18 protein-coding genes are annotated in these 25878 nt (G+C 59.4%); 6 read left to right on the top strand and 12 right to left on the bottom strand.

The window, feature by feature from the left end; translation table 11 throughout:
- Positions 1 to 16 precede the first annotated feature (16 nt).
- The 12 genes from DNK10_RS15260 to DNK10_RS15205 all read right to left on the bottom strand — a co-directional run bounded on the left by DNK10_RS15260 (position 17) and on the right by DNK10_RS15205 (position 17812).
- A complete protein-coding gene (locus DNK10_RS15260; RefSeq protein ID WP_131180583.1) occupies positions 17 to 739 on the bottom strand; it encodes a Crp/Fnr family transcriptional regulator in 723 nt (240 codons plus the stop codon).
- Between the two features lie 68 nt (positions 740 to 807).
- Positions 808 to 1029 carry a hypothetical protein gene (locus DNK10_RS15255; RefSeq protein ID WP_131192153.1) on the bottom strand — a complete coding sequence of 74 codons (222 nt, stop codon included), beginning with the start codon at positions 1027 to 1029 and terminating at the stop codon, positions 808 to 810.
- Positions 1030 to 1064: 35 nt separating this feature from the next.
- Positions 1065 to 1280 carry a CsbD family protein gene (locus DNK10_RS15250; protein ID WP_131180581.1) on the bottom strand — a complete coding sequence of 72 codons (216 nt, stop codon included), beginning with the start codon at positions 1278 to 1280 and terminating at the stop codon, positions 1065 to 1067.
- 5 nt (positions 1281 to 1285) lie between these two features.
- Positions 1286 to 9925 carry a glycoside hydrolase family 94 protein gene (locus DNK10_RS15245; protein ID WP_131192152.1) on the bottom strand — a complete coding sequence of 2880 codons (8640 nt, stop codon included), beginning with the start codon at positions 9923 to 9925 and terminating at the stop codon, positions 1286 to 1288.
- Positions 9926 to 10248: 323 nt separating this feature from the next.
- Positions 10249 to 11748, bottom strand: a complete 1500-nt coding sequence (locus tag DNK10_RS15240) for a CoA-acylating methylmalonate-semialdehyde dehydrogenase (protein ID WP_131192151.1) — start codon at positions 11746 to 11748, stop codon at positions 10249 to 10251.
- 69 nt (positions 11749 to 11817) lie between these two features.
- Positions 11818 to 12180 carry a RidA family protein gene (locus DNK10_RS15235; RefSeq protein WP_131192150.1) on the bottom strand — a complete coding sequence of 121 codons (363 nt, stop codon included), beginning with the start codon at positions 12178 to 12180 and terminating at the stop codon, positions 11818 to 11820.
- Positions 12177 to 12944 (bottom strand): amino acid ABC transporter ATP-binding protein, encoded by a 768-nt coding sequence (locus tag DNK10_RS15230; RefSeq protein WP_131180577.1) that lies wholly within the window; start codon positions 12942 to 12944, stop codon positions 12177 to 12179. The genes DNK10_RS15235 and DNK10_RS15230 overlap by 4 nt, the downstream gene beginning before the upstream one ends.
- 14 nt (positions 12945 to 12958) lie before the next feature.
- Entirely contained in the window at positions 12959 to 13597 is a 639-nt protein-coding gene (locus DNK10_RS15225; protein ID WP_131177400.1) for an amino acid ABC transporter permease, read from the bottom strand.
- Between the two features lie 57 nt (positions 13598 to 13654).
- Positions 13655 to 14464: a substrate-binding periplasmic protein gene (locus DNK10_RS15220; RefSeq protein WP_131192149.1), complete on the bottom strand. Its 810-nt coding sequence runs from the start codon at positions 14462 to 14464 to the stop codon at positions 13655 to 13657.
- A 154-nt stretch (positions 14465 to 14618) separates the two neighbouring features.
- Entirely contained in the window at positions 14619 to 16025 is a 1407-nt protein-coding gene (locus tag DNK10_RS15215; protein ID WP_131192148.1) for an NAD(P)/FAD-dependent oxidoreductase, read from the bottom strand.
- A 72-nt stretch (positions 16026 to 16097) separates the two neighbouring features.
- The gene (locus DNK10_RS15210) at positions 16098 to 16835 is read right to left on the bottom strand and encodes an AraC family transcriptional regulator (RefSeq protein WP_131192295.1); all 738 of its coding nucleotides are present in this window, start codon (positions 16833 to 16835) and stop codon (positions 16098 to 16100) included.
- Between the two features lie 518 nt (positions 16836 to 17353).
- Positions 17354 to 17812, bottom strand: coding sequence for a hypothetical protein (locus DNK10_RS15205; protein WP_131192147.1), 459 nt, complete (start codon positions 17810 to 17812; stop codon positions 17354 to 17356).
- Positions 17813 to 18003: 191 nt separating this feature from the next.
- Between DNK10_RS15205 and DNK10_RS15200 the strand changes: the two genes are divergently transcribed.
- The 6 genes from DNK10_RS15200 to DNK10_RS15175 all read left to right on the top strand — a co-directional run bounded on the left by DNK10_RS15200 (position 18004) and on the right by DNK10_RS15175 (position 25330).
- Positions 18004 to 18666: an ABC transporter ATP-binding protein gene (locus DNK10_RS15200; protein ID WP_244216263.1), complete on the top strand. Its 663-nt coding sequence runs from the start codon at positions 18004 to 18006 to the stop codon at positions 18664 to 18666.
- A 10-nt stretch (positions 18667 to 18676) separates the two neighbouring features.
- A complete protein-coding gene (locus DNK10_RS15195; RefSeq protein WP_131192145.1) occupies positions 18677 to 19894 on the top strand; it encodes an ABC transporter permease in 1218 nt (405 codons plus the stop codon).
- Positions 19887 to 21359: a TolC family protein gene (locus DNK10_RS15190; RefSeq protein ID WP_131192144.1), complete on the top strand. Its 1473-nt coding sequence runs from the start codon at positions 19887 to 19889 to the stop codon at positions 21357 to 21359. Before DNK10_RS15195 ends, DNK10_RS15190 begins: the two co-directional genes overlap by 8 nt.
- A complete protein-coding gene (locus DNK10_RS15185) occupies positions 21352 to 22623 on the top strand; it encodes an efflux RND transporter periplasmic adaptor subunit (protein WP_131192143.1) in 1272 nt (423 codons plus the stop codon). The genes DNK10_RS15190 and DNK10_RS15185 overlap by 8 nt, the downstream gene beginning before the upstream one ends.
- A 419-nt stretch (positions 22624 to 23042) precedes the next feature.
- Entirely contained in the window at positions 23043 to 23507 is a 465-nt protein-coding gene (locus DNK10_RS15180) for a hypothetical protein (protein ID WP_131192142.1), read from the top strand.
- Positions 23508 to 23680: 173 nt separating this feature from the next.
- Positions 23681 to 25330 (top strand): hypothetical protein, encoded by a 1650-nt coding sequence (locus DNK10_RS15175; protein WP_131192141.1) that lies wholly within the window; start codon positions 23681 to 23683, stop codon positions 25328 to 25330.
- The last annotated feature ends 548 nt before the right edge of the window (positions 25331 to 25878 follow it).

Raw genomic sequence — 25878 nt, 5'->3', positions numbered from 1 at the left:
TTTGCCGCCGAGCGCCTCAGTGGCGCATCGGCATGTAGGACAGCAGACGGTCGGTTTCCTTTTTCACCACGGCATAACACTCGCAGCTCATTTGTTCGAGGCGCTTGCGGTTGAGCACGGTGATATGTCCACGGCTGTATTCGATCACGCCCTGGCGTTGCAGCTTGCCGGCGGCCTCGGTAACACCCTCGCGGCGCACGCCGAGCATGTTGGCGATCAGTTCCTGGGTCATGGTCAGCTGGTTGCCGGGCAGGCGATCCAGTGACAGCAACAACCAGCGACACAGCTGCTGGTCGATCGAGTGGTGGCGGTTGCATACGGCGGTCTGCGACATCTGGGTGATCAGTGCCTGGGTGTAGCGCAGCATCAGCACCAACAGTTCGCCATGACGATTGAATTCATCCTTGAGGCGCTGCCCCTGCAGGCGGTAGGCGTAGCCACTGCTTTGCACCACGGCACGGCTTGGCGTGCTTTCGCCCCCCATGAACAGGGAAATGCCCACCAGCCCTTCGTTGCCGACTACGGAGATTTCCGCAGAGGCGCCGCTTTCCGTGACATTGAGCAGGGAGATGATGGAATCGGTCGGGAAGTACACATGGCGTACGGATTCGCCGGACTCATAGAGAACCTGCCCGAGTGGTAGAGGGACATGTTCCAGGTGCGAGAAGAGCCTCTGCTGGACTTCGCCAGGCAGAGCCGCCAACAAGTGGTTCTGCTGCGGCATGCAGTCTTCGAGCATGAAATTCCTTCGCTATTTATTCCTGTTGACCCCTCACTATACGCCTGGAAAACACGCTGCTCCGTTGCTTAGCGAATATAGTTCGTCGAGTGTTCCGCTTCGCTGTGCAGTACGTTGTCGACGCTGATCAGATCCTGCCCAGCGGCGAACAGCCGCTCATAGCGTTCGAGGTGGTTCAATGAAGCATAAACGTGGGTGACGGTTGCCGAATCGGCAGGCCTGGCGTTGCGCCGAGTCACCCGGATGATGTTGCCCGAACTGTGTGAAACGACGAAGTAGGCGTCGAGCATGGGCGCCCTCCAGAGGCGTTGGGGTGGTTTGCCTGTCAGGTCGTGCGGTGCCGCTCGAAGAAGCTCACGATCTGCTTGTGCGCTTGATCGTGAGTCATGTCGTAGCGTTTTTGTACCAGGTGGGTGAGCTTGTCCAGGTCGCCGTCGGACTTGAGCAACTCGTCCAGGGTGAGCTCGTCCCAGACAATCTGGGCCAGGCCCGCCAATAGCCGCCATTTACCCTTGATGATCTCGGTCAGTGGTCTGTCCATGACATCTACCCTCGTATTGGTTGCGGCTGAGGAATCACCCTGACCGGTTTTGCCATGTCCGTCGGTGTGCCAGGCTCCGGATGAGGCCACTGGATCTCGACCTGATGCTCCTGGCCGTCGTCGAGCAGGGTGATGCTGTCTCCTAGCACTGCGATACCGTCCAGATGGAGGCTCGAATCGCCTGTATCCGTGCAGCACAGGGCGATGCGGTAGAGCGTCGCGCCAAAGCGGTAGTGCAGGGTGAACCCAGGCCAGTGCGCCGGCAGCACCGGCTGTATGCGCAACTGCGTACCGCTGCGCTGCACACCGAGCAGCGACTCGACGATCAGCCGATACATCCAGCCGGCCGAACCGGTGTACCAGCTCCAGCCTCCGCGTCCTTCATGGGGCGGCATGCCATAGACATCGGCGGCCATCACATAGGGCTCGACCTTGTAGGTGGCGATGGCTTCTGCACTGTTGCCGTGATTGACCGGGTTGATCAGGCGCAGCAGTTCCCAGGCTCGTGCACTGTCGCCCAGTTCGGCGAAGGCCATGCTCGCCCACACCGCCGCATGAGTGTACTGGCCGCCATTCTCGCGCACGCCGGGCACGTAGCCCTTGATATAGCCCGGGTCGAGCACGCCGCGATCGAAGGGCGGTGCAAGCAGTTGCACCAGGCCGATGTCGCGGCGCAGCAAATGCTGTTCCAGCGAGTCCATGGCGGTACGCCGGCGGTTATCGGGTGCCGCGCCGGACAGTACCGACCAGCTCTGGGCGATGGAGTCGATGCGGCATTCGTCATTGCTGGCCGAGCCCAATGGCGTGCCATCGTCGAAATAGGCGCGGCGATACCAGGCGCCATCCCAGGCGTGGGCGTCCAGGCTGAGGTTCAGGGCATCGGCCTGTTCGTTGCAACGCCTGGCGAATTCGGCGTCGCCGTTGAGCAGGGCGATGGTGGAGAAACGGCGCAGCACGTCGTAACCGAAGAAACCGAGCCAGACGCTTTCGCCCTTGCCCCGTTCGCCGACGCGGTTCATGCCGTCGTTCCAGTCACCGTGGCCCATCAGCGGCAGGCCGTGAATGCCGCGCGCCAGGCTGTGCTCGATGGCCCGTACGCAGTGCTGGTAGAGGGTTTCCTGCAGGTGAGAGTGGTTCGGCAGGTCGTAATAGGACTCCTCGCCGCTATTGAGCATGCGGCCTTCCAGATAGCCCACGGTTTCCGCGAGCACACTGTGATCCCCGCTGACCTGCACGTAGCGGCTGGTCGCCAGAACCAGCCACAGGTAATCGTCGGAGCAGCCGGTACGCACGCCACGATCCAGCGGCGGGTGCCACCAGTGCTGCACGTCGCCTTCTATGAACTGATGGGCGGCGCACAGCAGCAGGTGCTGGCGTACCGCTGCCGGGTCGGCATGCAGCATGGCCATGCTGTCCTGCAATTGATCGCGAAAGCCGAAGGCGCCACCGGATTGGTAATAGCCGCTGCGGGCCCAGAAGCGGCAGGCGATCACCTGGTACATCAGCCAGCCATTGACCAGTACATCCACGGCGGGCTCCGGGGTTTCGATCTGCACGCTGCTCAGGGTCTTGTGCCAATGGTTGCGCACATGCTCCAACTCGACCTTGGCGGTGCTGCTGCCGCGCATGCGCTGTACCAGGCGTGAGGCCGCATTGCTATCCCGTGCGGCGCCCAGGCGGAAGATCACACTGCCGTTTTCGTCGGGCTCCAGTTGCAGATCGACCCGCAACGCCGCACAAGGATCGAGGCCTGGGCCGCTGCGCCCCGACAGGTGCGGCTGGGCCATGGCCGCTGGGGCGCTGAGGTTGCCGTTGCGCCCGATGAACTCACTGCGCCCGGCGGTACTGCTGGCAAGCGGTGCGTCGACATCGAAAAATGCCACCCGGCCAGGGAATTCGATGGAGTAGGCATTGCGCGCGAACAGCGCGCCGCTGTTCGGGTCGGCCTCGCTGACCACGTGCATGGACGATTTTTCCCGCAGATCACCCAGTACCCAGGCCACGTAGCCGGTCACCGACAGGCGCCGAGGCCGGTCGGAGGTGTTGTGGATCTTCAGGTGTGAGAACTTGACCGGATCCTGTAGCGATACGTAGACCCACAGTTCGCTGCGAATGCCATCTTCCTCGTGTTCGAAGACGCTGTAGCCGAAACCGTGGCGGGTCACGTAGCCGCCCTTGCCAGGGCGGGGCAGTGGCGTTGGCGACCAGTAGTGGCCGCTGTCTTCATCGCGCAGGTAAATGGCTTCTTCGCCGGGATCGCTGACCGGGTCGTTGCGCCAGGGCGTAAGGCGGAACTCATGGGCATTTTCATGCCAGGTGTAGGCGCTGCCGCTTTCCGAGATCACGCTGCCGAAGTTCGGATTGGCCAGTACGTTGACCCAGGGCGCCGGCGTAGGCTGGCCTGCATGGAGGTGGATGACGTATTCCTTGCCATCGGCGCTGAAGCCACCATGGGGATTGCTCAGGATCAACGACGAATCGGCTAGCGGAACGACTACAGCCGGCGCCGGCCTGGGCAGCAGCCTGGAGTCGAAGGCGGGCAGGGCGGGTTCTGCCCGGCGCCGGTGAATCTGTTCGGCGAGGCTGCCGCGCTCGTCGCTGAGCACCAGATGAGCCACAGCCAACATCAACACGCGATCCTCGCTGGAGAGTTGTTGGGCGGGGCGTACGAAAATACCGCCAGGCCTGTCCAGCAGGTGGGCCTCGCTGCCGGAGGTGACCAGTTCCATGATGACATCCTGCAGATCCTGTCGGTAACCGGCCTGGTCTTCGTTCCAGATCACCAGATCCACGCTCAGGCCCTTGTGTCGCCAGTAGGCATGGGCTTGCACCAGTTGCCGCACCAGGTCGATATGGGCGACCGCGGAAATCTGCAGGAGCACGATGGGCAGGTCGCCGGAAATCGCCTGACCCCACAGGCCGCTCTGATTGCGCTGATTGGCCGTCAGTACGCCAGGCGCGGCGCGCAGCGAGGGGTTGGTATAAATGATCGACGCGGCCATCTGTTCGAACAGACGGGCCTCGGCATGGGAGGTGTTGAGTTGGCGCAACAGCACCTGGCTGTGAGTCCAGGCCAGGTCGAAGACACGGTCGGCCAGGTGTCGATCGCGGTACTTGTTGATCAGTTGCAGGCAACCGTCACGGCTGTCACTGACTCCGGTCACCAGGTCGATGGTCGCGGTCTGGCCAGGCTCCAGGGTGATCCGACAGCGGATCGCCACGATGGGATCGAGCACTGCGCCGCAGGTGCCGGAAAGCACCTCGCTGTCCATCGCCGCGGGATGCGTCAGATTGCGTCCGCGACCGATGAAGCGGGCACGGTCGGTTTCATAGGAAATCGCTGCGATGTCCACCTCGTGCGCTGCCAGCAGGTGGCACAGCCAGGGCACCTTTTCTTCGCTGGAGCGTGGCCGTCGGCTACACAGGATCGCCTGCAGCGGCGTCAGCAATTCGCTTTCTACGAACAGCTTGCTGAAGGCCGGGTGCAGGGCGTCGCTGCGTGCGGGGGCCAGCACCACTTCGGCGTAGCTGGTCAGCTCCAGGGTACGGCGCTGCGCACCACGGTTACTGATGTGCAGGCGGCGCAGTTCGATATCGTCTTCCGGTGAGACAACGATCTCGGTGTGGGTATCGAAGCCACGTTCGCGCACGCGGAACTCGGCACGGGCATCGGTGAAGATCGCCTCGAAACCTTCGGTCACGCGCAAGGTGGGCTGGTGCGCGGACGACCAGAAATCACCGCTGTCGACATCGCGCAGGTAGCAGAAGGTACCGGCGTTATCGCAGGTTATATCCTCCTGCCAGCGGGTGACCGCCATATCGTCGCGGCGGCTGTAACCACCGCCGGCATTGCTGATCATCACGTGATAACGGCCGTTGGAGAGCAGTTGCACGGCCGGGTGCCGGCGCCCCGGGTCGGTGTAGACCCGCAGCTTGTTCTCGTCGATCCGGGCGACCTTGCCCTCCAGCGAGGCATTGGCGGTGTGCAGGTACTGCGCCGCGCTTTTCGGCACACGCTCCTGGAGCAGCAGAGCCGTGGCCTGGAATTGCGGGTCGGCTTCGAAGCGGCGCTGCATGGGGCGGTCGAGTAGTACATAAGCCAGTGCCAGCAGGCTCATGCCCTGGTGGTGGGCCATGAAGGACTGGATCAGCGCAGCGCTCTGTCCCGGTGGCAGGCGGGCGCTGGTGAAATCGATGGCTTCGTACAGGCCGTAACGTCCGGCCATGCCCATGCCGGCCAGACGCTGGAGGTTCTTGCAGGCGGCTTCCGGCGCCACCATCAGGGCCAGCACCGAGGCATAGGGCGCCATCACCACATCTTCGCCAAGCCCGCGTTTGAGACCCAGGCCGGGAACACCGAAGGCCCGGTACTGATAGTTCAGTTGCGCATCCAGGGTGTTGTAACCAGACTCGGATACACCCCAGGGCAGACCCAGTTGCTGGCCGTATTCGATCTGCCGCGCCACTGCTGCGCGGCAGGTCTGGTCGAGCAGGGTGCCTGCATAGCTGGGCATGACCAGCATCGGCATCAGGTACTCGAACATGGAGCCGGTCCAGGACAGCAGCACGGGAACGCCACCATTGCTGGTCAGCAACCGGCCTAGGGTGAACCAGCCTTCCTGGGGCAGCTGCCCCTGGGCAATGACCACGAAATTGGTCAGCCGTGCTTCCGATGCCAGCAGGTCATAGTAAGCGCTGTCCAGGCGCTGCTCATCGGCGTTGTAACCGATAGCCAGTAGCTCCCGTTGCGGGTCGTAGAGGAAGGTGAAATCCATGTCCGCCAGCGCGGCGGCCAGATCTGCCAGGCGCAGTGTGGTAGCGATGCGTTCGGCAGCGTGGCTGATGACCGCGCGAACCTGGGCCTGCTCGGCGGCTGGCCATTGATCGGCGTCGAGCTGCGCCAGTTCTCGCCAACTGGACGATGCCAGGGGGTTGCCGGGCAGGGTCAGACAGGCCAGTTCGCTGTGCAGATCCTGGCAGTGGGCGAGCAGGGCCTGGCGCCAGTAGTCCGTTTCGGGAACCGCTGACAGAGCGGTTTCCAGGCCCTGGGCGAGAACGATCAGACGCTGCAGGACAGCACTGATCTCCGTCAGGCTCTCGGGTTCAAGGGTGTGTGCCGCCGCCAGTTCGCTAAATGCTTCATCGAGCAGGTGCCCGTCCAGTTCGCTGGCCAGCAGTGCGTCGTGCAGCACGCCGAAGCTGTCGGCCAGGCCGCTGAGCCAGTTCGGGCCGATCAACGCCGCATCCGGCAGCTCGTACAGGCCGGGGCGCAGGGTCAGCAGCAGGCCTGCCAGGTTGCCGCTGTCGACGGTGGAGACGTAGTGCGGCGAGAGCGGTTTCAGCGTCTGGGTGTCGTACCAGTTGTAGAAGTGGCGGCGATGGCGCTCAAGCCGCGACATGCTGGTCAGGGCATTATCCAGGCGCGTGAGCAGGCGACCACCACTGAGGTAGGCGAAATCGTAAGCGGCCAGGTGCGACAGCAACGCCATGCCCATGTTGGTCGGCGAGGTTCGGTGGGCGGTTACCGCCGTTGGCTGCTCCTGGATGTTGTCAGGCGGCAGCCAGTTATCCGCCGGGCCCAGGTGATCGTCGAAGAAGGCCCAGGTCTTGCGCGCCAGGCGACGCAGAAACTGTTGCTCTTCGAGCGAGGGGGCGAAGGCCACATAGGTTGCAGGCCTGCTCAGCCAGCAGGCGATGGCAGGTGCCAGCAACCAGGCCAGCAGAAAGGGCGCGGCGATTGCCAGCACCACGGGTTGGCCGAACAGCAGCACGGCCACGGCGACCGCCAGCAGCGGCGCCACCCACATCAGCCGGTACAGGCTTGGCAGGTCGTTGCGGCTGCTGCGTTCCACTTCTCGCGAGGGATTCCATTGCAACAGGCGGCGCTGGCTGACGGTCATGCGCCACAGCGTGCGGGCTATCGCGTCCAGGCTGCTGAATGCCTCGAAGGGTAGCCACACCAGGGTCAGCAGCGCACGACTGAAGTTCTGCGCTGCGCCGCGAAAAGTGACCTTCAGGTGCTGGCCGAGGGTGATGTCGTGGCCTTTTTGCAGCAGTTCCAGCAAGGTGCTGAGCAGCGGCTGGGCGATGATCAGCAGGAATACGCCCAGGCTCCACAACAGCGGTTGGGAGCTGGCGAACCACCCCCACAGCAACATGCAGAGAAAGGCGGCCGGTTCCAGGCTGCGGCGCAGGTTGTCGACGATCTTCCAGCAGGCCAGATTCGTCAGGCGGTTATGCTCCAGGCCGCCACCGGGTTTCGGTGTCCAGGGCATCAGCCAGGGCAGCAACTGCCAGTCACCGCGGATCCAGCGATGACGGCGCTTGGCATCGGCGCTGTAGCGCGCCGGGTGTTCTTCATAGAGCTGTACATCGCTGATCAGCCCGGAACGGGCGTAGCAGCCCTCGATCAGGTCATGGCTGAGAATGCGGTTGTCGGGAAAACAGCCCTGCAGGGCCTGCTCGAAGGCATCCACGGCGTAGACACCCTTGCCGATGAAGGAACCGTTGCCGAACATATCCTGGTACACGTCGGACACCGCGCGGGTGTATGGATCGACGCCAGCGTCACTGCCGAACAGCTGGGCGTAGGCGGAGCGGGCGATGCTCGGCAGGCTGATGCCCACGCGCGGTTGCAGGATCGCGTAGCCGCTGACGATGCGTCGTTGCAGCGGATCGAAGCGGGCCTGGTTGAGCGGATGGCAGATGGCGCCGATGAACTGCCGCGCCACATCGCGCGGCAGTTGGGTGTCGGTGTCCAGTGCGATGACATAGCTGATGCTCGGCAGCGCGGCGATATCGCCTACGATGAGGGAAAATCGTTCACGGCCATGGCCGCGCAGCAGTGCATTGAGCTCGGCGATCTTGCCGCGCTTGCGCTCATGCCCCATCCAGCACTGTTCGGTGGGGTTCCAGCGCCGCGGGCGATGCAACAGGAAGAACCGTGGCGCACCGGGTTCCAGGTACTTGAGGTTCAGCGCTTCGATCGCCTGGCTGGCCTGTTGCAACAGTGCCGCATCGGCGTCGAGTACCTCGCTCTGGGCATCCATGAAATCGGTGAGCAGGGCGAAGTGCAGGTTGGCATCACGGTTGGCGAGAAAGCGTACCTCGATACCGTCCACCAATTCCTCTACATCCTGGGCGCTACCGATCAGCGTCGGCACCACCACCAGCGTACGTGCCTGAGGCGGAATGCCCGCGCTGTAATCCAGGCGCGGAAGAATGTCCGGCGGCAGGCTGAGGGTCACCAGCCGGTTGACCAGGCCAATGGCCAGGTGACTGGTCATCAACAGCGTCGGCACGGCGAGCAGCAGCAACGACCAGGGGCTCCAGCCGTCAGCTCGCAGCATGGTGAAGAAGGGCCAGGCCAGCAGACCGCTGAGCAGCACCACCGGCGCCATAAAGAAAACCAGCGGCGACTGGCGCAGCAGACGCCGGCAGCGCTCGGCTACGGATGGCCGCACATCCAGTTGCCGCTCCAGCTCGGGCAACCCTGCGTCCAGCAGATAGAAGCCGACATGCTTCGTCAGCGGATCTTCGGCCGACGCGGCATGGCACAGGCCGATGGCCGCGTGGGCGATGTCGATTTCCGAGTGCGGACAGGTGCGCGCCAGGCGCTCGACGGCGTGGCGGTAATGGTCGCGGGTGGCGAAATCCATGCTGGCGTAGACGGCAGCCGGGTCTTCAGCGAGTGCGTGCTCGACGCCACTCATGTGCTCGACGAACTCGCGCCAGTCGGTGGCCGAGAGCAGACGCAGGCTGTTGATGCTGTTGCTGATCGACACCTGATCCGTCGCTTGCAACTGGGCATCGAGATGCACCAGACGCTCGACGCTCTGGCCGGATTCGGCCAGGGCCTGTTCGACCCAGGTCATCGGCAGGATCAGCGCCGTGCTCTGACCCTGCAGGCGCCGCGCCAGTTCGGCAACGAAGGCACTGGTCATGGGCGGTGCCGAGCGTGCCAGGTCGGCCACCAGCAGCACCACGCTCTTGGTGTCGCGCTCAGCGGTCGCGGTGAGGCGATCCGCCCAGTCATTGGCCAGGTTGCGGTCGTTCCAGTTGGCCATCACCTTGGAGGCGACTCGACGCAGATTCTCGATCAGCGCCAGACGCAACATGATGGGGATGGCCCATAGTTCACCCAGGGTCAACGGCATGACCGCCTGATAGGCCGCCACGAAACGGCCCAGGCTGTCACTGTCGACCCGGCCGTCACCGTGGGCGATGGTTTCCAGGGCGATATCGTAAACCCGCGGCAGCGTGCGTGATGGCCCATCGGCCAGGCCGGGCAATTCGCGGCAGTAGCCTTTGGGCAGATGTTTCTGCGCCGTGCGTATCTGCTCTTCGACCAGGTAGAAATTGTCCAGCAGCCACTCCGCAGCTGGCGTCGCGCGCCGGTTGGAAAGTGCGGCCACGGTCATGGCCTGGCAACTACTGGCCAGTACGGCGGTGTTTTCGGCGAGCCGGTGGAGCAGGGCGTCGGAGGTGGTGTCGGGGCTGAGGTGATGCTGCCGGGCCAGTTGGGCGCCGTGGGTAGCCATCTGTTCTGCGCTGAACAATTCCGCGCGCAGGGCCGGCTCGTACTCGAAGGTGCGCGGCGCGGGCCGCCACAACCGTTGGATTGCTCGAAGCCATTGCCTGTCCATGTTTTCCTTGGCGTGCAACGTGAAGCGCTGGCAACGTTGCCGTGATGCGTGTCACGCAAGTGCTGCGGGCGTGACGAATGAGGAGGGTACAGTCCTGCAGTGTGAAATCCTCCCGTTAGGGCGTCTGTCTGCTAGCGCACATAGCAGCGTCGCCAGCCGATCACGCTTGGCTTTAAAACCTCGCGTAGCCGTAGGGAGGAGGGCGTGGGAATTAGACCAGGATAGGGCTTGCGCCCCTAACGTTCGGCCGAGCCTCGCGATAGGGCGAGGAGCGTAGGCACGGCTGGCGAGGCCCGCCGTGCTCCACGCTCCAGGCCCCGCAATCAGCTGTTGCTGGGAAAGGCGAACTGCGCCGCTTCATGGCTCTTGCGCTTGACCCAGCGCTGGGTGATCGACTTGCGCCGGGTGTAGAAGCGCACGCCGTCCGGGCCGTAGGCGTGCAGGTCGCCGAACAGCGAGCGCTTCCAGCCGCCGAAGCTGTGGTAGCTCACCGGTACCGGCAGTGGCACGTTGACACCGACCATGCCGACCTCGATCTCGTCGCAGAACAGCCGCGCCGCCTCGCCATCGCGGGTGAAGATGCAGGTGCCGTTGCCGTACTCGTGGGCGTTGATCAGGGCCATCGCCTCTTCCAGGCTGGCGACCCGCACGATGCAGAGTACCGGGCCGAAGATTTCTTCCTGGTAGATGGTCATCCCGGGCTTGACGTGATCGAAAAGGGTGCCGCCGACGAAGAAGCCTGCCTCGTTGCCCCTCACCTTGAGGTCGCGGCCGTCCAGCAACAGCCTGGCGCCCTGTTCGACGCCGCTGGCGATGTAGCCCACCACCTTGTCCCGCGCCGCCGCGCTGACCAGCGGGCCCATGTCCAGGCCGGCAGAGGTGCCGGCGCCGATTTTCAGCTCACGGATTTTCGGCAGCAGCTTGTCGACCAGGCTGTCGGCGACCTGGCCACCCACGGCGACCACCACGGAGATCGCCATGCAGCGTTCGCCGCAGGAGCCGTAGGCGGCGCCCATCAGCGCGTTGACGGTGTTGTCGAGGTCCGCGTCCGGCAGCACCACGGCATGATTCTTCGCGCCGCCGAGCGCCTGCACGCGTTTGCCGCGCCGGGTGCCTTCGCGGTAGATATACTCGGCGATGGGCGTCGAGCCGACGAAGCTCAGGGCCTTGACTTGCGGGGCCTCGATCAGGGCATCCACAACCTGCTTGTCGCCCTGCACGACGTTCAGGACGCCCTTGGGCAGACCGGCCTCGTTGAGCAGCTCGGCGATGTACAGGGTGGCGCTGGGGGTACGCTCCGAGGGTTTGAGGATGAAGCAGTTGCCGCAGACGATCGCCAGCGGATACATCCACAACGGCACCATGGCCGGGAAGTTGAACGGGGTGATGCCGGCCACCACGCCGAGCGGCTGGAAGTCGCTCCAGGCGTCGATGTTGGGGCCGACGTTGCGGCTGTATTCGCCCTTGAGTAGTTCCGGCGCCGCGCAGGCGAACTCGACGTTCTCGATGCCGCGCTTGAGTTCGCCAGCGGCGTCTTCCAGGGTCTTGCCGTGTTCTTCGCTGATCAGGCGGGCGATGACCGCTTCGTGCGTCTCCAGCAATTGCTTGAAGCGGAACATGACCTGGGCGCGCTTGGCCGGCGGCGTGTTGCGCCATGCCGGGTAGGCCGCGCTGGCCGCATCGATCGCCTGGCGCAGTACATCGGCATCGGCCAGACCGACCTGGGCGATGACCTGCCCGGTGGAAGGGTTGTAGACATCGGCGCTGCGCCCCGTACCCACCACGTGGGTATCGTCGATCAGGTGAGGGATTCTTTTCGTCATGGTGGCTCCGCAAGGGCCGGGTACGCACCCGGCATCAGATGATGGGCGAAAGCCTCGCCCGACGGCCTGTCAGGCCTTGACTGCCGCCTGGATCGCGATCTCGACGAGGATGTCCTCGCCGGCCATGTTGGCTTCGACGGTGGCGCGGCTGGGCAGCGACTGCTGCGGCGCCCAGCTGCGCCAGGCCTTGTTCATCTCCTCGAAGTCCTGCACGGCGTGCTTGAGCCACACCTGGGCGAAGAGCACATGGCTCTTGTCGGAGCCGGCCTCGGCCAGCAAGGCGTCGATGCGCGCCAGGATCTGCTCGGTCTGGCCGTGGACATCCTGGCCGCAGTCATCGGCGACCTGGCCGGTCACGTAGACCACGCCGTTGTAGACGGAGGCATGGCTGAGTAGCCCGGAATAGGGCTGGATGCGTTTGATAGAGGTCATGCGGAAGTCTCTGCTGGAGTGAGGGGGATGGGCGGCGTGTGCCGGTGAACGCGACGCAGGAAGTCCTGGGTGCGTGGATGCTGTGGCGCCTCGAGTACCTGGGCCGCGGGCCCGCTCTCGGCGATGACCCCGTCGTAGAGGAAGCAGACCTTGTCCGCGACCTCGCGGGCGAAGCCCATTTCATGGGTGACCACGACCATGGTCATGCCCTCGTCGGCCAGCTCGCGCATGACGCCCAGCACGTCGCCGACCAGTTCCGGATCGAGCGCGGAGGTGGGTTCGTCGAACAGCAACGCCGCCGGCCGCATGGCCAGGGCGCGGGCGATGGCCACCCGTTGCTGCTGCCCGCCGGAAAGCTGCTGGGGCTTGCAGTCCCGCTTGCTGTGCAGGCCGACTTTTTCCAGCAGCGCCATGGCGTAGTCGATGGCGTGCTGCTTGCGTTCACGGCGAACGTGCACGGCGCCTTCGATGACGTTCTCCAGCACCGTGCGGTGGGGGAACAGGTTGAAGCGCTGGAACACCATGCCCACCTGGGTGCGCAACTCGTGGATGTCCTTGCTCCGCGCATCGACGCGCTTGTCGCCGATGAGGATGTCGCCGCCGTCGTAGGTTTCCAGGGCATTGATGCAACGCAGCAGGGTCGACTTGCCGGAGCCCGAGGGGCCGATGAGGCAGACCACTTCGCCGCTGGCCACTTCCAGGCTGATGCCCTTGAGCACCTCGAGGTTGCCGTAGTGCTTGCGCACGTTGGATAGCTTGATCATGGAAACTCCCTCCCTTATCGACGCAGGTGCCGTTCGAGCCAGCCGACCAGGAACAGCAGCGGCAGGCTCATGGCGAGGTAGAGCAGGGCGGTCAGGGTGTAAACCGTCAGATTCTGGAAGGTGGCGGAGGCGATCAGCTGTCCGGCATGGGTCATCTCCGCCACCGTGATGGTCGAGACCAGCGACGAATCCTTGAGGATCATCGTGAAGGTGTTGGCGTAGGGCGGCAGGCTGATGCGCAGGGCCTGCGGCAGCACGACCCGGCGCATGGTCATGCTGGACTTCATGCCGATGGCCTTGGCCGCCTCGACCTGGCCCTGGTCGACGGCCTGGATGCCGGCACGGAAGATTTCCGCCTGGTAGCCCGCATAGCCGATCCCGAGGCCGAGTACGCCAGCCTCGAAAGCCGTCAGGTCGATACCCAGCTCCGGCAGGACGAAGTACATGTAGAACAGCACGATCAGGATCGGCAGACCCCGGATGATGTTGATCATGGCGCCTGCCGGATAGGCAAGCGCCCGCTTGGGCGAGAGTTTCAGCAACGCCAGAACGAGGCCCAACCCGCTGCTCACGAGCAGGGCCAGCAGCGAAACCTTCACCGTCACCACCGAGGCCGCCAGCAGCAGCGGCAGGAACTGAAGAACGTTATCCATCATGACTAGGCGATCTCGTCACAGCTTGAAAGGAACCAGCGGTTCGAGAACCCGATGTCACTCGAGCGTCCACTTCTTCAACAGGGCGTCGAGGCGGCCATCCTGCTTCAGCGCGTCGAGGCCGTCATTGAGCTTCTTCAACAGCTCGCTATCGCCATCCTTGACGGAGAAGCCGATGCTGCCGGCCATCTGGGCGCGGTAGTCGGGTGCCATCTTCAGCTTGGCGTTGGGGTTTTTCTGCAACTGGAAGGCGAGGATCGGCGCATCCCACAGGCCGACATCGGCGCGGCCGAGGGCTACGTCGCGCATCAGGTCCACCGACGAGCCGTACGTCTTGATGTCCTTGATGTCGCCACGTTTGCGCAGGATTTCGATGAAGGTCGTGCCGGTTTCGACGCCGACGACCTTGCCCTTCAGATCGTCGAGGCTGCGGTAGTCGGTGGCATCGTCGGCCTGCTGCAGCAAGCCTTCGCCATAGGTGTAGATGGGCTGGGTGAAATCGACGACCTTCTCCCTTTCCTCGGTGATGTACATGGGGGCGGCGATGATCTGGATCTTGCCGGTGCCGATGGCCGGGATCAGCGAGTCGAAGCGACTGGGCACCAGCTCGTAGGTGAAATCCTGCTCGTCGGCCAGGGCCTGCATGAGATCCGGAACGAAGCCCTGGATTTCTTCCGAATCCAGGTCGAGGAAGGTGAAGGGCATGCCGGAGGTGGTCGTGCCGACCTTGTAGGTCTGGGCCTGGACAACGCCGGCGAAGGCCAGCGAGCCGGCCAGCAACAGCGAGGTGATCGGGCGCAGGAGCCTGGTGAGACTCGCTGCGGTTCCGTTGAACCGGGACTTGCTGAGAGTGCACTGCATGGACATGGTCAACTCCTTTCATTATTGATATTGGAACTGAGCGCTCCGCGGCCGGCGGCGGGTGCGTACCGGCATCACGAGGCGTTCTAGGCAGTTGGCAAGTGTTGCGGGCCGGCTCTGCGCCGGCAGTCGTGTGGCTCTTTCTTATGGGTGATTCGGTTCAGCGCATCAGCCGTTCCAGGCTCGCGGCAATGCTGCTCGCCAGCGTCCTGTGCCAGGGCGCGGTGTTCGGATCTGCCAGCAGGCGATCCTCGTTGGCGAATGCCGACATGATTCCCTTGTAGGCAAGCCAGCGGCAGGGCTCGGGTTCCCAGGTCGGCAGTGTCGACAGGGGCTTCTCCCGGATCACCCAGGGTTGTTCGACGCGGCTGCTGTTGCGCTCGAGGATCAGGTCGGCGAGGGTCTGCCCAGCCAGGTGCGTGGCGCCCACGCCCTCACCACCGAAACCGCCGGCCAGGGCCAGGCCCTGTTGCCTGTCGCACAGCATGTGCGGGCGAAAGCGGCGGGCCATGCCCAGGTTGCCGCCCCAGGCATGGGTCAGGCGCACACCGCGCAGCGAGGGGAAGAGCGATTCCATGAGCATGCGGCGCAGGCCTATTTCATCCTCGCTGAGCTGGAAGTCCGCGCGCAGGCGACCGCCAAAGCGATACCCGCCCCGGGCGCCGAACACCAGGCGGTCGTCCAGGGTTCGCTGGGCGTAGGTGACCTGGCGGCTGTGCTCGCACAAGGCCTGGCCCCGGTCGAGGCCGATCCGTTCCCAGCGCTCCGCCGACAGCGGCTCGGTGGCCACCAGCATGCTCTGAACGGGGATCTGGATTCTTTTCAGGGCGGCGAAATCCGCGGCGTAGCCTTCCACGGCGGGCACCACCCATTGCGCGCGGATGCGCGCCTTGTCGGTACGGATTTCACGTCCGTGCCAGTCGCTGACCGGGCTCTGGTCATGGATGCTCACGCCGAGGCGTTCGACGGCATCGGCCAGGCCGCGCACCAGGCGGGCGGGGCTGATGGTCGCGCAATGCGGCGAGTAGATCGCGCCATAGGCGCCGGGGATGCGTACCTGGGCCGCCAGTTCCTGCTGATCCAGCCAGCGGTAATCGTTTTCGTCGTGGCCCTCTTCGTACAGGGCCTGCAACTCCTGGCGCAGGCGGGTCGCCTGTTCCGGGTAGCGCGCCGCGCAGTTGAGCATGCCCGCCTTGCGGTAGTGGCAATCGATCCCCTCGCGCTGGAGGACGCCCTGAACCTCGTCGGGGATGGCCTGCAACAGCCGGTACGCCTGCCTGCGTCGTTCGGCGCTCAGGTGGCCGAGAAGGCGTGCCTCGCCGAGCATCCCGCCGATCAGCCAGCCGCCGTTGCGGCCGGAGGCGCCGAAACCGCTGGTCTGGGCTTCGAGGACGACGATGTTGAGCTGCGGTGCCTGGCGCTTGAGGTAGTACGCCGTCCACAGGCCGGTGAAGCCGGCGCCGATGATGGCGACGTCCACATCGCGATCCTGATCCAGGCAGGGACGAGCGGCGACCGTCTCGCCAAGCTGATCCATCCACAGACTGACATGTTTCCAGGCCGGCATTTGCGACTCCCAATCAACGTGCATGACGGAGGTTAGGAGTGCGGGCGGCCCGGCGTCTTTCTTCCGTGCCCGTCAGGAATTTTTGCTGGCCAGCTGCTTCATGTAGGCCTTGGGCGACATGCCCGTGCGTTCGCGGAAACAGCGGTAGAACACCGACAGCGAATTGAAGCCCGCCATGAAGGCGAGATCGTCCGGCCGCAGTTGCGGATTTTCCCGCAAGCGCTCGAGCAGCCAGTCGATCCGCGCCTGGCTGAGGTACTGGTAGAAGCTCTGGCCCAGCACCTGATTGAGCAGGTAGGACATCTGGTTGCGCGTGTAGCCGATGGTCGTGGCCAGCCGGGTCAGATCGAAGTCCGCTTCCAGGAAGGTCTTGCGCGTGGCGAAGAATTGCTCCAGATCCAGCAGCATGACACTCAGTTGCTGCCTCGACAGGCCCAGGCGTTGCACCTTGCTCTGGCTCTCCAGCGGCTCGTCACGCACCATGGTGGCGTACTCGTGGACACGCCAGATCAGGTCATCCTTGACGGTGATGGCCTCACTGGCGCGGAAGGAGGCCAGGCGGCTGCTGCGCCTGAGCGAAAGGCGCGAACAGTACTGGATGAAGGCCGTGTCGCCGTCCACCCGGATGCGATCGATATGCTCGATGTGCTGCTCGGCGCTCCTGGGCATGCCGGTGCGGACGTAATCCTGCATGTCGGCATAGGAGAGCCGCAGGTTGTTGAAGAAGTCGTAGTATTCGAGCTCGGGGTGATAGAGCTGCAGGATGCTTTCGACGTCTCGTTCGATCCAGGCCTTGTGGTAACGGGTCATGACCTCCCGGGTGCGGCGGGTAACAGGATCCAACGGATACCTCCATAAGCCGAAAGCCGTGCAGGGCGTCAAACGGGGAGCTGCCCGTGGTCTGCTATCGATCCTTGTATGAGCTGAAGCAGGTAGGCTGGGAGCGCGCGGGTCGGCGGCACGCCACAACGCTCTGCGGGATTGCTCCCTTGTTAGATAGAAGGCACCAGTTTAAGAGTTTTTCGAGGAGACCAGCAATAACGAAGGCTGACCAGTGCATAGCATTCACGGGCTCTGAGCCTTGGGTTCAACTAGTTCACTCCCACATATCCCCGACCCTCAAATACCTCTTTGATTTATATAAGGTTTTAAAACCCACCCCATAATTCCCTGGTTATTTGATGCAAAAAAACCGGTTAATTATGAAATTCAACCTATATAAATCAATAGGTTACATATCTTCGGTAATTTGATGAGCGGCGCTTGTACCCTAGGTGTTTGTTCCCGAGAAGTAATGGGCCGGGTTGTAATTGAAAGACTGCGGGTCTTTATGCCATTGATCCAAGATAAAACCAATCGGGGTGCGTCTCTGTGATGTCGATGTGCAGATAGCCCAGCGGGTAACGCTTGAAGGGCTTCTTTTCCCGTCTGGTTTCGGCCGAGCGGGGCAATTGGCTGATGCCGTGGCGCTGATACAGGCGGTGCAGACTGGAGCGAGTCAATGTCGGGATGGAGCGCTGTAGGGCATGCAAGCAATCATCCAGCGGCAGCAGCTTCTGCCGAAACGCCACAGCGGCGGCTTCTTGCAGGGGCGTCATGGAGGTCGAATGAGGGTTACTCGGCCCCATAGGCGCATCCTCGACGGTGACGCGATTGCGCCACTTTCGAACCGTTTTGGGGTTGAGGTTGTAGCGCCTGCTCAGTACCGTGATCGAATCTTGCGATCGTTGTATTTCTGCTCGGATAGCGTGCGTGGTCGTGGCGCGTTTGTGAAGAACTTGAGCCATGGGTTCTCCTCCGATAGAGGCTCATACCATAGACCAGTTCTCCCTGGGATCAAACACCTAGAATCATCAATACTCACTTGGCTTGATCAATTTGGTCACTTCAGCCACAATCGGCGCCAAGCATCGCAGGAAGCGGCCTTAGGGGGAGTATGGAATGCTCAAGGCAGCGATCTAGACTTAGCCTGATCGCCATGGAAGATGTCTGCCAATCTTATCTTATGGCAGATCAACGTCTTTCAGTTCTCAACAATGTCACACTTAAAATCCGGTCAGGTGAAAGTTGCGCAATTGTCGGCGCGTCTGGCTCAGGCAAAAGCACGTTGCTCAATATCATTGGCCTACTTGATCAGCCTATTTCTGGTCGACTCATTATTGATGGGTATGATATAGCAGAGCTTTCAATGAACCATCGTGCTGATTTACGTAATCGGCTGATCGGATTTGTTTTCCAAAATTTCAATTTGCTGCCGCGTCTAAGTGCTTTAGATAATGTAGCCCTTCCGCTGCAATATCGTGGTTATTCACTTAAAGAGGCGCGACAACAAGCGCATCGACAGATCGAGCGGGTTGGTCTGGCTGATCGTCTTAATCACCGACCTGCAGATCTATCTGGTGGGCAACGCCAGCGTGTTGCCATCGCCCGTGCTTTAGTTGGAGAGCCGTCACTTATCCTAGCTGATGAGCCCACCGGGAATCTTGACAGCTCTATAGCACGCGAGATCATTGACCTGTTATTGGATCTAAACCGCTGTCAGGGCGTTACCCTAGTGATGGTTACTCACGACACGGCTCTCGCGCAAATGTTAGGTCGCCGCCTGCATGTGCAGGGTGGGCAAGTTCTCAGTGAAGAATGACTCCCAGGTAATGCCCGGTTTTGAGAACTGGCGTGATAAACGCAGGCTGCTGCTTCAACAGACCTTTCGCGAGTCGGTGACCAGCATCCGTCTGGTTGGGCGGCGCGCTCTGCTGGCACTCCTAGGGATTGCTGTTGGCTGCGCCGCTGTTGTTGCCCTTTTAAACATCGGTCATAACGCGGCTAATGAGGCTATCAGTACGTTCAAAGGTTTAGGCACCAATAACTTGGTAGCCAGCTATCTTCCCCATCCAGGTACTAATAGGCCAGGGCCTGATCAAGTGAATGTAGAGGTGGCCAAATCAATATTGCCGGAAGTTAACTACATTGCACCGCTTTCGATGCATTCGGCTCGCCTAATTCATACAGGACGAGCGTCGGACGCGACTGTAGTAGGCACCACCAGTGGACTTGCTTCTGTATTGGGCTTGCCAATCGAAAATGGGCGCTTTCTCTCAAGCTATGATCGTTATGTAACATATGTAGTAGTTGGTGCTCGTGTCGCACGTGAATTAGGACACCCCAATAGGTCGTTGCAACTGGGTGATCGATTGCCGATAGAAGGATATCTGTTCGAAGTAATTGGGATCGCATCAAGCTTGCCTAGAAATGTTCTTGTCCCTGTTGTTGCTGACGATTCGGTTTTTATTCCAATTGAAGGCATGCGGCGACTGCGACCTTCACCAGAAATCAACAGCATAATTGCTCGCATACATGATGTACCCGATTTAAGCGTTGTTGCACGCAGTCTTAAGAGGTTTCTCAGCGATACGGCTGGTGGTCGTGAAGTTGAAGTGCAAATTCCCCAGCAGTTGCTTGATGGCTTGTCCCGGCAGGCAAAAACATTTTCCTATCTATTAGCCGGGCTGGGTGGAATCTCTCTGCTGGTGGGAGGCGTAGGCGTCATGAATGTAATGCTCATGAGTATAGCCGAACGCCGTCGCGAGATTGGGATCCGAATGGCGCTTGGGGCTCGTAGCAGTGATATCAGAAATCTTTTCTTGATGGAGGCTGCCATTCTTTCCACTTTGGGTGCTCTGATAGGGGCGACGGTCGGTGTCGGCGCTGCCTACATCTTCGTTTATCTCTCCGGCTGGTTATTCACGCTTGCTCCACTGTCACTGCCATTAGGAATGATCAGCGCTTTCATTGTAGGCATCTTTTTCGGTCTTCATCCCGCGCTATCTGCGGCACGGCTCCAGCCCGTCCAGGCTCTGCGTGATGATTAAATATATTCTTACCCTCACCATCTGTGGCTTGAGCTCGCTGACGAACTTGGTGGACGCACAGCCGCTCCGCCCTTCCCAAGCCAGCATGCCCGGAGAGCCGATTTCACTGAGTTCGCAAGTTGTTGAACTGACCTTGTCAGATGCGGTTTTTCTCGGCCTACGTAACAACCGAGCTATTCGCAGCGCCTATCTCACTCGCATTGCTCAGAAGTTCGACCTGGAAGTCGAAGAGGATCGTTTCACGCCCAAGCTCGTAGTCAGCGGCAGGCACCTAGCTAATCGCAACCGGGGGGATAGCTATCGGCAAACTGAGGTCATTCCTCAAACAACCGCTCTCACTGAATTTGGTACTCAATTTAGTCTGTCTTGGAGTAACCAGCTGACCCAGGCCAACCGCGCGGGCCGAGCCCGAACAGATGGCGCCACTCTCACCGTTATTCAGCCATTGTTGCGAGGAGCGGGCCGCGATGTGGCTACTGCTCCGGTGCGACTGGCGAGATTAGCTGAGCATGCGAACCGGCTTGCTCTAAAATCTACCGTTTCGGACACTATCACCCAGATCATCACTGGCTATCGTGAGCTGCTGCGGGCGCAGGAACAATTACAGATTGCTCGCGATGCTTTGGAGCGTTCTCGTCAACTTATGTTGGCAAATAGGGAAATGATTTCAGCAGGGCGTATGGCGGAATTTGAGATCGTTCAGACCGAGGCAGATGCCGCTACGCAGGAGCTAGGAGTTGAAGAAGCAGCCAATCAACTGGACTCTGCCCGCCTAGAACTCCTTAGGCTGCTTGCTCTCGATCTCGGAACACAGATCCGAGCGGAAGAAAGCCTGGATGCAGCTCGGATAGAGTTTAGCTTGGCCCGTGCACTCTCCGTGGCTCAGGAGCATCAACCGGCTTACTTGACTCAGCTAGTAGCTGCTGAGCAGGTGGCGATTAATCATACCGTTGCTCGTAATAGCACTCTTTGGGATGTCTCGCTGGTTGGTGGAGCGTCTCAAGTTCGTGATCGCTTCAACTCCGATACGAGTAACGACACGTCACGCGCATGGGAGGGCTACGCGGGCATCCAAGTGGATATTCCGATTGGTGACATTAGCACTCGGCAGGCCGAAGTACGCGCTCGGGTAGAAATAGAGAATCAAAGTATACGGTTTGCAGAAGCTAAGCAGTCATTAGAGCGGGATGTTGGGGACGCCGTACGCGATTTAGGTACTCGATGGAGACAATATGAAATTGCTCAGCGCGCGCGTGATCTTTCTCGCCGTAAACTGGATATTGAGAGAGAAAAGCTGCAGGCAGGTCGCTCTAGCAATTTTCAAGTTTTGAGCTTTGAAGCTGATCTTCGAAATGCCGAAAGTGCACGATTAAATGCGCTCATTGCGCATCTAAATGCTCAAGCCCAATTAGATCAGGTTTTGGGTACTACGCTTGATAGTTGGGAGGTCGAACTTAATGATTAGTCTTCTAGCAAGATCTCGCATCCGCCCCGGTGTTATCTTTGTTGTATTGGCTATCATCAGTATTGCTGCTATTTATTCATTCTTACCTAGAACTTCGGGAGTTGCTGAGGAGGAAAAGTGGGTTCACGTGCAACCCCAACTTCTTGAGAGCCAGATTGGGTTGGTTGGTCGTATTGAGGCTGCTGCCCAGATGACGCTCGTAGCGCCATTTGATGGCCTAGTTGAAAATCTGAAAGCGGTTGAAGGTCAGCGAATTGAACGTAATCAGCGCGTGCTATCGCTTAATACAGAACAACTGGATATTCAATTGCGTGAGGCATTAACAGAACTGTTAAAGGCGCAGCGAAGTGTATATGACTTGCAGAACTGGTCAAAAAGTCAGGAGGTGGCACGTGCTAGGCGTGTTGTGGCCACTGCGCGCATGGGGCTAAGCGATACCAATAATAAGCTTGCTGAGACTCTTCGGCTCTTTGAGCGGGGTATTGTTGCCCGGATGGAAGTTGATGCTCTAGAGCAGCAAGCGCGAGCTCAGCACTTCGATCTAAGCGCTTCAGAAGCCGAATTGCGCTCGGTTTTAAACAAAGGCGAAGATGAGGGACGCCAAATCGCCGATATGGAGTTTGAGAACGCACAGGTTCGCTATCGAGCTTTACAAGCTTTGATTAGCCGACGCGATTTGAGCGCGCCGTTTGCAGGGATTCTGCTTCGCTCGCGCAAGCAAGATGACCGTGACGAACTACCCAGTCTGCAGGATGGGGTGCAGGTCACTCGCGGAGCACCACTTTTTGATATTGCGAGTATTGAGCGTGTCAAAGCAGTTGCTCAAGTGCAGGAGTTCGACCTTCACCAGTTGAGAGAAGGCATGCCAGTGAATGTTACTGGTGACGGATTCAGCGGTATAACTCTTCAGGGCCATATTCAATCAATTGGTGTACAAAGTGTGCCTTCTGATACATATGGGGGCGGCGCTACTTATGAGGTCATTGTTGCTGTCGACCCGTTGACCTCTAAGGAGCTAGAGCGGGTAAGGTTAGGGATGAGCGCTCGGCTGGGGATCATCATATATCGAAACCAGAAAGGCTTTGCCGTGTCGGAGGACGCGCTTCAACGGGGCGAGTCGGGAGAGACATTTGTCTTTTACCGTAAGGCAATAGATAGTCAGCTAGAAAAAATCCCTGTAACTGTAGGAAATGCTGTTCCACAAGGTGTCGAGATATTCGGATTGAAATCCGGATACGTCATGATAGGAATGTCGGGGGAGTGACTACCAGACAGGCTAGTGCAACCAAGGGCGGCTGCAATTTTCATTGCCTTAGTGTTGTATTATTTTGAAATATTTTTCTGGCCATCGTATGGACTATGGGTTGCAGTTGATCGTATTTTTGGCTAAGAATAATATTCTTCTTCCGTACAAGGAGTGCGGCGAAATCATGGAATATATCACGATGGATTGTATTCAGATATCCTCCTTTCAGAAGTCCCAATCTCTTCCCTTGCTTCGGCAGTTAACGCATGTTGATTGCTGCATCAGCATCATTCAAAAACTGAAGTCTAGATTTACCTCCTAGTCATCAGTACTCCGACCCTGTAGTGCTTCTATTGTAGCATTACCCACGAGCAACACCCCAAAGACACCGCGGTGTCAAATAGCGTCACAATATCTGTCATATGGAGATGTACAGTATGAAATCGCATCAAAGTTTAGTTGGCCTGTTTGCCGTGACCGCTCTTCTCGTAGCCGGTCATGCTTATGCAGTGGATGCAACTATTTCGAAGTCTGTAAAACCGGATAATATCCTGGTTCTATCTAGCGGTGGTAGTGGCCTAGCGCAGTTCAATCTGAGCACTTCAGATTTCCCTCCTGGCACTGGGAACTTGACAAAAACTCTGAAAGGAATTGACTATACTACAACTTCTTATCCAAGCCATGTCGGCGAGGAAGTTGAATTGTGCTACTACCGTCCGTACAATAGCACGCCATATGACTGCGTGGAGTTGCTTCCGAATTCCTCCGGCGTAGTAAATTATTTCAATAACACGACTTTTGGCCCAGGCGCAAGAATTGTGATTCGTCACACTGTTACCAGCGGACCTAATCCAGGCTATCCTGCCGGTAATGATCAAATCGTAGTTCGCTTTAGTTATTAAGCAGGTGTGGCCTCTGGGCGTTATTGCCAGAGGCCATTTTCTTGAAAAATCAGGCATTGAGGATGTCGGATTGTAGAAAAATGCTAAAGATTTTCGGCCTGCGGTCGTTAGTCTTCTAGGATTCAATTCAAAGCGGGACTCATCGCAGGCAAAAATCGAGGGAGTGAGCGATCATGGTCGGTATCAACACCTACACAACGCTGGCCAACACCCGGCCTTCCAATACTTCAAGTAAGATCTCCGGCCAGACACAGGATGATACATCTGCGACATTACAGAAGAAGGAAGCTGCAGGTAGTGGGGCTACTACCGACTCCGTATCAAACTTGGCGCAAAAGCTTAGCCAGGCTGCCGAGCGCGCAGCAAGCCGTGACTCCAGCCATTCGCGTGAATCGCTGGGCCAGCATGCTGAGAAGTTACTTCGCGCGATTAACAGTGGCAACGATAGCAGGCAGGGGGATAGTGCTTCTGTCAGCCTGGGCGCAGAGCAGGCCGAGAGGGTTGATCAGGCTACCAAGTTTTTAAACGGCTCTGGTAGCAATCCATTTAAAGGTCTTTCTCGCGATCAACTAGCACTCGTCGTTTATGACGAGAGCGGTGCCTTTACTATCAACGAGCGGCGTGCAGCGTTGGATGAAGCCCGGGTGCAAGAGGATGTGTGGGCCCAAAAGACGTTAGCACAATCGCAAGGCGCTATGGAGCAGCCTGGTAGGCTAGCCAGTATTCTCAACCAAACACTTGATCATTTTAATAGTTTGCCTGCGATCGAGCAGTCCCGGTATCCCTCTGATTACGTGAATACCCTTCAGCGGGAGATCGACCTTGGCGTTAGTGATGCGATCCGTCAATCCCACCGAGGGGAGACCAGCTTATATGACCTAGCCACGTCTTCTCTCACAGCAGGTAAGTACACATCTTCGCAGGCTAGCGACGCTTCTGGCCAGAGTATAGCGGAAATCACTTCCGCCTCCGTTTCGGTTGAGCAAAAGACTAGTCCTACCTCTAAAACCGGATATGACCTCATGGTGTCTCGCTTGTGGGGTGGCCGCGAGCCAGCGGTGGCAAATGGTGCGGAAGGCATGAGCTCCAATAATATTGGACGCAACCGTTTAGATTTCCTTACTAAGGATGATCGTGCTGTACTTGCTGAGATGTATGCCTACGCTCAAAGTGAGGGTGCGGATCTCAATTATGTCGACCGTATAGCAAGTGTGCTTGGTAGGTACCGGCAGCACGATGATGGACGCGTAGGTGTAAGCTTCAATAGTGGCCATCATTTCGATAGGGAAGGACATCAACTGTCGGTCAGCTTCAACGAGCAAGATACTGCCACGGCTTCGCGAATTCTAAATGGCAGTGCGATTAATAGCACTCAGTTGGATCAAGGTTTCCTAAGGTATATGCTTGATCCTGGTTACGGCGCCTTAAGCCATACCACCGACTTTGAATTTCTTGAGCATATGGTTAACAAGTTCTCCAATGAGGGCGAGTCCCAACCGCCTCTAGATAGCCGGTTTGCAACTTACAATCCAGTAACCCGTATTGCAGACAACATTGTGATCACTGCTTCTCCAGATGTGAGAATTGAGCCTTTCAAGCCTGATATTGAAAACATCAATGGGGTTTGGACTGTAACTGAGAAAGGTGCAGCCGCCGGAATAACTTTGGATCAACTAACGGGTGAGTCCACCAAGTTGCAACATCTCGATAACTTCCGCTTGGAGCAGAATCGTTACATTCTCGATGCTATGTTCGGTAAGAAGGGGCAGGGCGGCTCTCGTCCAGAGTGGCTGACTAACCTTCTTGAGCGCTTGAGTAAGTAATGCGCGGCAAGTAATTTATCTATTTCTCATCCCACTGAGGCAATGACGGCAGCCCAAGAAACTGGCAATAGCGTTTGAGGTACTTGGTCACGTACTCGCCCCGGATCGCGATTTTCCAACTTTGTTGCCTTTCCCTACGCCGTGATGCCACCAGTTCCTTTCGGTGTCCTGGCGTAAGTCACCCATTCGAAACTCCATCCTGATCGTGCTGAGCAGCTTTGTCTTTAGGCCAAAGGGGCGCCACCTGTCGGGTATTGGGCATAACTGGCTCACCCCAAGCCGACTCAGAGTGATCACTCGTGAAGAATCGACCCCGTGAGCTGAAGTTTAAGAGTTTTTCGAGGAGACCAGACCAGCAATAAGGCTGACCAGCTCATAGCATTCAGGGGCTCTGACATAATATTTAATTTAACATAATATACATTATGCGAAGCCAAAGGTTAAGACCCCTGAGCAGATCTGCTCGCATATTTAAATATGGAATCTCCAGATCGTGATCAGCTAGAGCCCTAGTGCCACGCGGGTTCAGCATAGACGATTTCGAGCTC

It is taken from the genome of Phytopseudomonas daroniae, assembly GCF_004327275.1.
GTDB classification, from domain to species: domain Bacteria; phylum Pseudomonadota; class Gammaproteobacteria; order Pseudomonadales; family Pseudomonadaceae; genus Aquipseudomonas; species Aquipseudomonas daroniae.
Note: the sequence above shows the minus strand (reverse complement) of the source record. Positions and strands in the feature narration are given on the sequence as shown.